A 4,972-nucleotide genomic window follows, 5' to 3' on the forward strand; every position below is an offset into this window, starting at 1 on the left:
CCTGTGGATGTGGCCGAACGCCCGCATCTCGGTGATGGGCGGCGAACAGGCGGCAACGGTGCTTGCCATGGTCAAACGCGAAGGCATCGAGCGCAAGGGCGGAGAATGGAGCGCCGAGGAAGAGGCGAAATTCAAGAAGCCTATCCTGATGAAATACGAGCATGAGGGCCATCCGCTCTATTCGTCCGCACGCCTCTGGGACGACGGTATCATCGATCCTGCAAAGACGCGCGACGTGCTGGCGCTCAGCCTGTCGGCCGCGCTCAACGCCGAAATCGAGGACACGCGCTTTGGCGTGTTTCGGATGTGAGAATGGACGGTCAACTTCGACAGCCAAACGGCGGAACTATACCGGCAGGCCGTTGCTGCCGTGTGAAAAGGCTGAACTGTATGGACCAAGCGATTGGTCAGTATAGGCGGCTTCGAATCTCAAACAGTGAACTGGCGGGGGGACAAAATATTCGCTACTGTTTATCCAGCATGGGGCAATGGGGACGGGCTGGAAATGAAACTGAAATATTGCCAGGGAACGGCTGCTTCGATACTTTCCGCATTTCTAATATTAACGGCGACCGGCATCAGCTCGGCGGAATCGCTCGCAGGACGCAAGGGAGACGTGCGTTTTCCGCCGACCTTGGGTTCGGGCGAATGCAACGTTGCCTACAAGGGTTACGTCGCGGCGAGCGGCCATTCGGCCTACGCCACAACCTTTTATTCGCGCGTTGTCGACCTCTACATCATCTGCGGGACGAAGCTCAACGCGCCGTCCCAGAAGGCGGCGGAAGAGACGGCGCTGCGCAATTGCCAGGCCGGGTTGACACGGTGGAAGCTCAAGACCGCGAGTGGCGGCTGCGCAATCTCGTCATCGAAATAAGCAACCGGCCGAGACTTTTTTGCGAATGGGGGAAGCAGAATGAAATCCGGGACCTGCAAACGAGCAGCCACCCCCATAGTGGCAGGCTTGCTGATGGTGGCGGCCTCCACCGCTGCCATGGCCGGATCGCTGGCAGGCAGCAAGGGCGACGTGCGCTACCCGGTGACCATTCCTATAGGAACCACCGGGGGCTGCGGGAAGGCCTATGCAGCGTATCTCGCAGCCGCAGGCCATTCGGCTTTCGCGGCGACGCCAATCGTTCCGGCGACCGAGTACTTCGTTTGCGGCGTGAAGCTGAATGCATCGTCACAAAAGGCGGCGGCGGAACTGGCACTGAAATCCTGTCAGGCCAGCAAAAGCAAATACAAGGTTACCGTCGCCGGCGCCTGCAGCATCGCCGCGTCCAAATAGACCGGAAAGCGCCCGGTTTTTCTCCTTGGGGAAGACAAAATGAAATCCACGAATTCCAAGCGAACAGCCATGGCGATATTGGCTGTATTGCTGGTGTTCGCAGCATCCGGAGCGGGCATGGCCGGCTCACTGGCGGGAAGCGAGGGAGACAAGCGTTTCCCGCCGTACCTGCCGCGAAATCCCAAGGATCCCTGCACCAAGGCCTACAAGGCCTATGTCGCGGCCGGTGGCCATTCAGCGTACGCAACCACTCCCTACGCACGGATAATGTCGTCGTACATAGTTTGCGGCGGCCACCTCAACGCACCATCTCAAAAGACGGCCGAAGAGTTGGCGATGAAATCCTGTCAGTCCACCCGCGGCCACTACAAAGTCACGACCGGCGGCAGTTGCGAGATCGCGGCCTCGAAGTAGGTACAGCCGACCGCAAGGTAGAGCACTTCCCTGGTAAGGGAGAGGTTTACTCCGAGGGCTTAAAAGGCTCGCGAGACAGCACCCCCCTCTGTCCTGCCGGTCAGAGGGGGGTGTTCAAGCGCCATGCTTCCCATGGACTTCGAACCTTACATGCGGAGGCTCCATGTTCGCCAAGATCCTGATCGCCAACCGCGGCGAGATCGCTTGCCGTGTCATCCGTACGGCTCGGAAGCTGGGCGTGCGTACCGTCGCCATCTATTCGGATGCCGACGCAAAATCCCTGCATGTCGAGATGGCCGACGAGGCGGTGCATATCGGCGCCTCGCCCGTCGGCGAAAGCTATCTGCGCGGCGACAAGATCATCGCGGCGGCCCTGGCAACGGGTGCGCAAGCCATTCATCCCGGCTACGGCTTCCTGTCGGAAAATCCCGATTTCGTCGACCAGGTGACAGCGGCGGGGCTTATTTTCATCGGCCCATCCGCGGCCTCTATCCGTGCCATGGGGCTGAAGGACGCCGCCAAGCGGCTGATGGAAAAGGCCGGCGTGCCGGTCGTGCCGGGCTATCATGGCGAGGCGCAGGAGATCGTGCTGCTTGCCTCCAAGGCGCGCGAGATCGGCTATCCAGTGCTGATCAAGGCGCGCGCCGGCGGCGGCGGCAAGGGCATGCGCCGGGTCGAGCATCCCGATGAGTTTTCCGAGGCGTTGTCCAGCGCACGGCGCGAGGCGAAAGCCGCGTTCGGCGACGACCGTGTGCTGGTCGAAAAATATGTCGACAAGCCGCGCCATGTCGAAGTGCAGGTCTTCGGCGACAATTTGGGCAATGTCGTGCATCTCTACGAGCGCGATTGCTCGGCGCAGCGCCGCCACCAGAAGGTGATCGAGGAATCGCCGGCGCCCGGCATGACGCCCGCTTTGCGCAAGGCGATGACGGAGGCGGCAGTGAAGGCCGCCAAGGCGATCAATTATTCAGGCGCCGGCACCATCGAGTTCATCGTCGATGCCTCGCAGGGCCTGAAGGCCGACCGCTTCTGGTTCATGGAGATGAACACCCGTCTGCAGGTCGAGCACCCGGTCACCGAAATGGTCACCGGCACCGACCTGGTCGAGTGGCAGTTGCGGGTCGCGTCAGGCGAAAAGCTGCCCAAGACGCAAAGCGAGATCGCGCTCGTCGGCCATGCCTTCGAGGCGCGCATCTATGCCGAGGACGCGGCAAAAGGGTTCCTGCCGGCGACCGGTACGCTGCATCATCTGAAATTTCCGGATGCGGCCCCGCAAGGCGCCACGATTCGCATCGAGACTGGCGTGCGAGCGGGTGACGCCATCTCGCCCTATTACGACCCGATGATTGCCAAGCTGGTCGTCCACGCAACGGACAGGCAGGCGGCTCTGGAGGCGCTTGGCGCGGCGCTATCCCGGACCGAGATCGCCGGCTCGACCGTCAACACCGCCTTTCTTGCCGCTCTCGCCGCCGATCCGGATTTCGCCGCAGGCGATGTTGACACCAGCCTGATCGCCAGGCACCAGACGGCGCTGACCGAGGTCGCGCCGCCGACCGGCGAAACCATCGCTGCCGCGGCCGTTGCGGCCTCCGGCGCCGGAGCATCGCCGTCACCCAACGATCCGTGGTCGTCGCTTGCCGGTTATGCGCATTTCCACAGCGTGGCGCGACGCACACGTTTGAAGTTTGGCGAAGACGAAATCGTGGCGAAAGTTTCGGTGCGGCATGACGGGCGGTTCCAGGTGACGCTGGACAAGCCCTATGACGACACCAATTCGCATGATTTTCGCTCAACACCACGCCTCGCCCGCTGGCCAGGCCACATCACCCTGTTCGAAGGCGCCGTCGGCTACACCTTTACGGTGCCGGACCCGCTCGCACGAGCCGACGAGGCAGCGGCGGGTTCAGGCAGCCTGCGCGCGCCGATGCCGGGACTGGTCAAGCTGGTGCGCGTGGGAAAGGGCGATGCCGTGATCAAGGGTCAACCGCTGCTGATCCTGGAGGCGATGAAGATGGAACACACCATCGCCGCGCCGCATGACGGCGTGATCGCCGAGATCGCCACCGAGGGCGTGCAGGTGACCGACGGGACGGTGCTGGTACGGTTCGTCGAGGAACAAGCCGCTTCGGCCGCTGTAGCCAGCTGACGGTTCGAAAGGCAGACTACAGGGCAAACAAGAAAATGGCCGGGGACGACCCCGGCCATTTCCCTATGCTATTCAGTCGCCGGGCCGGCGATTACTGCGCGATCGGCGCATATTTTCCGTCATGCCACTGGTTGATGTCGTAGCTGGCATTCTTGAGATCGCCCTTCTCGTCGAAGGTGACATTACCGACGACGGTGCTGATCGGCGTGCCGTTCTTCAGCGCCTCGGCAACCTTGGCCGGATCGTCGCTGCCGGCACGCTTGATGCCTTCGGCGAATGCCTGGATGGTGGCGTATGAGAACAGCGTGAAGCCCTCCGGCACGAAACCGCCGGCCTTGATCTTCTCGACGGCTGCCTTGGCTTCCGGCTTTGCCTGCGGATCCGACGGGAAGACGAACATGGTGCCCTCGCCGGCCGGGCCAGCGACCTGCCAGAATTCCGGCGAGGCGATGGAGTCCGGCATGATCAGCTGGAACTTCAGGTTCTGTTCCGCCGACTGACGCAGGATCAGGCCAGCTTCAGGATGGTAGCCGCCGAAATAGACGACGTCGGCTTTCAAGTCCTTGAGCTTGGTAACGAGAGCCGAATAGTCCTTCTCGCCAGCGTTGATGCCGTCATAGTAGACCTCCTTGAGGCCGCCGGCATTCATCGTTGCCCTGACGGCGTCAGCCACGCCCTGTCCGTAGGCGCTCTTGTCGTGCAGGACGACGACATTCTTGCCGGCGAACTTCTTGGCGATCCATGGGCCGATGAAGGCGCCCTGCGCATCGTCACGCGTATAAAGGCGCATGATCGTCGGCCAGCCGGCCTTGGCGGCCGCGTCGGTCAGCACCGGGTTGGAAGAAGCCGGGCTCATCATCAGCGCGCCGGCTTCGGCATAGACGGCCGAGGCCGGAATGCTCGAACCCGAGCAGGCATGGCCGTCGATGAACTTGACGCCATCGGCGACGACGCGGTTGGCAACCGACACCGCCTGCTTGGGATCGCACTGGTCGTCTTCGATATCAAGCTTGATCATCGACCCGTTGACGCCGCCAGCGGCGTTGATCGCATCGGCAGCGGCCTGTGCGCCCTGCTTGAACTGATCGCCGATGGTGGCGAGCTGTCCGGTCATCGGGCCGATCACC

General features: G+C 62.4%; 6 protein-coding genes. 5 read left to right on the forward strand and 1 reads right to left on the reverse strand.

The genetic code is table 11. From position 1 onward, the window contains the following. The 5 genes from ENZ75_RS20655 to ENZ75_RS20675 all read left to right on the forward strand — a co-directional run. Positions 1-310: carboxyl transferase domain-containing protein (locus tag ENZ75_RS20655; protein ID WP_281061257.1), on the forward strand; the 310-nt coding region annotated here is incomplete at its 5' end. Positions 311-403: 93 nt separating this feature from the next. Further along, complete coding sequence (locus tag ENZ75_RS20660) at positions 404-874, forward strand: hypothetical protein (protein WP_318011939.1); 471 nt, start codon at positions 404-406, stop codon at positions 872-874. 39 nt (positions 875-913) lie between these two features. Continuing rightward, complete coding sequence (locus ENZ75_RS20665; protein ID WP_013532610.1) at positions 914-1,285, forward strand: hypothetical protein; 372 nt, start codon at positions 914-916, stop codon at positions 1,283-1,285. A 39-nt stretch (positions 1,286-1,324) separates the two neighbouring features. Further along, positions 1,325-1,699 (forward strand): hypothetical protein, encoded by a 375-nt coding sequence (locus ENZ75_RS20670; protein ID WP_024505729.1) that lies wholly within the window; start codon positions 1,325-1,327, stop codon positions 1,697-1,699. 163 nt (positions 1,700-1,862) lie between these two features. Beyond that, positions 1,863-3,845, forward strand: a complete 1,983-nt coding sequence (locus ENZ75_RS20675; protein ID WP_013532612.1) for an acetyl/propionyl/methylcrotonyl-CoA carboxylase subunit alpha — start codon at positions 1,863-1,865, stop codon at positions 3,843-3,845. A gap of 91 nt (positions 3,846-3,936) precedes the next feature. On the opposite strand, the gene ENZ75_RS20680 is transcribed toward ENZ75_RS20675, so the two are convergent. After that, a partial coding sequence (locus ENZ75_RS20680; RefSeq protein ID WP_164887899.1) for a branched-chain amino acid ABC transporter substrate-binding protein occupies positions 3,937-4,972 on the reverse strand: 1,036 nt, incomplete at its 5' end.

The organism is Mesorhizobium sp. M7A.F.Ca.CA.002.04.1.1, from assembly GCF_004022805.1.
In the GTDB taxonomy this organism is placed as follows: domain Bacteria; phylum Pseudomonadota; class Alphaproteobacteria; order Rhizobiales; family Rhizobiaceae; genus Mesorhizobium; species Mesorhizobium ciceri.

What these genes read in the sequence shown, in the direction of transcription:
- ENZ75_RS20665 (WP_013532610.1), top strand. Translation starts at nt 914, where the DNA reads ATGAAATCCGGGACCTGCAAACGAGCAGCCACCCCCATAGTGGCAGGC.
- ENZ75_RS20670 (WP_024505729.1), top strand. Translation starts at nt 1,325, where the DNA reads ATGAAATCCACGAATTCCAAGCGAACAGCCATGGCGATATTGGCTGTA.
- ENZ75_RS20675 (WP_013532612.1), top strand. Translation starts at nt 1,863, where the DNA reads ATGTTCGCCAAGATCCTGATCGCCAACCGCGGCGAGATCGCTTGCCGT.